The 2,349-nt window shown below is 54.7% G+C and carries 2 protein-coding genes and 1 pseudogene; all 3 read left to right on the plus strand.

What is annotated here, in order from left to right; translation table 11 throughout:
- Positions 1-654: ABC transporter ATP-binding protein (locus AC1DOC_RS29700; RefSeq protein WP_478131126.1), on the plus strand; the 654-nt coding region annotated here is incomplete at its 5' end.
- A 121-nt stretch (positions 655-775) separates the two neighbouring features.
- Positions 776-1,918, plus strand: coding sequence for a branched-chain amino acid ABC transporter substrate-binding protein (locus tag AC1DOC_RS29705; protein ID WP_012747224.1), 1,143 nt, complete (start codon positions 776-778; stop codon positions 1,916-1,918).
- A gap of 175 nt (positions 1,919-2,093) precedes the next feature.
- Positions 2,094-2,349 (plus strand): annotated as a pseudogene (locus AC1DOC_RS29710) (OsmC family protein); the annotation flags it as partial.

Raw genomic sequence — 2,349 nt, forward strand, 5'->3', positions numbered from 1 at the left:
AAGGGCGTGGATTTCGAGGTCCATGAGGGCGAACTGGTGTCGCTCATCGGCTCCAACGGCGCCGGCAAGACGACCACCATGAAGGCGATCACTGGCACCTTGCCGGCGGGTGCCGGCACCATCGAATTCCTGGGCCGCAACATCAAGGGCCGCGGCGCGTGGGACCTGGTGGGCGAGGGCCTGGTGATGGTGCCCGAAGGCCGCGGCGTCTTCACGCGCATGACCATCACCGAGAACCTGCAAATCGGCGCCTACATCCGCAAGGACAAGGCCGAGATCGCCAGCGACATGGAGCGGGTGTTCGTGACCTTCCCGCGCCTGCGCGAGCGCAAGGACCAGCTCGCCGGCACCATGTCGGGCGGTGAACAGCAGATGCTGGCCATGGGCCGCGCGCTCATGGCGCGCCCCAAGGTGCTGCTGCTCGACGAGCCCACCATGGGCCTGTCGCCCATCATGTGCGACAAGATCTTCGAAGTGGTGCAGACCGTGGCCGCGCAGGGCGTGACCATCCTGCTGGTGGAGCAGAACGCCAATCGCGCACTGCAGCTGGCCGACCGCGGCTACGTGATGGAGTCGGGGCTCATCACGATGACCGGCGACGCCAAGGAATTGCTGCGCGACCCGCGCGTGCGGGCCGCTTACCTGGGCGAGTAGTTTGGGATTGATTGTTGATTGAAAGGCGCTATTTCCCACGTCTGTTGGATTGGGTAATTCACCATTGATGACGCTCAGTCCAAAACTTCAAGAAACACACAAATAGTAAAAGATACGCAATATGAAATTTAAACTTCATGGTCTGGCTCTTGCTGCAATGGGTCTCATTGCAACCAGTGCCCTTTCACAAACCCTGGTGACAATTGCTCATGTTGCACCAACGAGTGGTGCCATCGCGCATCTGGGTAAAGATGACGAAAACGGAGCAATCTTGGCCGTTGAGGAACTCAACAAAGAGGGCGTCAAGATTGGAGGTCAAAAGGTCAACATAAAGCTCCAGACAGAAGACGATGCAGCGGACCCCAAACAGGGTGCCGCAGTTGCGCAGAAGTTGGCTGATACCAAGGTGGCTGGCGTAATTGGACATCTGAATTCTGGTACGTCCATTCCCGCGTCCAGGATCTATAACGAAGCGGGCATCCCCCAGATATCTCCTGCAGCAACCAACCCCAAGTACACCCGCCAGGGCTTCAAAGTTACGTTCCGAGTTGTGGCCGATGATACGCAGTTGGGTGGAGCGCTGGGGCGTTACGCTGTAACCGCTCTTAAGGGCCAGTCTATCGCTATCATCGATGATCGCACTGCATATGGCCAGGGCGTCGCGGAAGAATTCAGCAAAGCCGTCGTGGCTTCCGGTGGAAAGGTGGTAGCAAGGGAATTCACCACCGACAAAGCAACCGACTTCAATGCTATTTTGACGGCTATTAAAGGCAAGAAGCCTGATGTGGTGTTCTTCGGCGGCACTGATGCGGTTGCAGGACCGATGCTGCGACAGATGAAGTCCCTCGGACTTTCGGCCAAATTTATGGGCGGCGACGGCATCTGCTCCATTGGTTTAACTAAGCTCGCTGGTGATGCAATATCTGACAACCAAGTCTTCTGCGCCGAAGCTGGTGGAGTGGAAAAAGGCAGCAAATATGCGGTTGCCAGGGCTGAGTTTGACAAGAGGTACAAGGCCAGATTTGGCTCTGACGTTCAGATTTACGCTCCGTACTCTTATGACAGCGTGAAATTGATGGTCGCCGCCATGGTCAAAGCGGGATCTTCTGATCCAGCGAAGTACCTGCCTGCGCTCGCGGCCACTAAATACGAAGGCGTGACTGGCCCGATCTCCTTTGACGCAAAAGGGGACATTTTGGGAGGTGCCTTGACGTTGAAGACGATCAAAGGAGGCCAGTTCGAAGAGCTGGCGGTGATTCGCTGAAAAGAAATTATTAGGCCCGTGTAATGTGATGCCTCCTCATGAAACTAAGCGTGTTACGAGCAGTACTACTTTCTTGAAGAGCATTTTCTAAGCCCTTCTAGCAGGTAGATTTTATTTCTGTTCCAGCCCAGCAATCAAGACGATATTTAATCCAATCAATTTCTCAGGAGAAAAAATGAAAAATGCAACTAAGCCCTTCGTTAGCATCGAAGCCATTCGCGAAACACAGAACGTTGTGCGCAAACAACCCGAACTGGGTAACGTGACGTTCAAGGTCCGCGGCGAGGCAAAGGGTGGTTTGGTCTTTATGGGTGAAACTGGTCCTTTGATTCAAAACGGACAAGCTGATCAAAGTCGTTCCGGAAAGTATTCAGCTACAAGCGACGAGCCTGTTTCATTGCTTGGAACTGACACTGGTATAAGCCCAGCAG

Source organism: Variovorax sp. 01T439_2 (genome assembly GCF_056398445.1).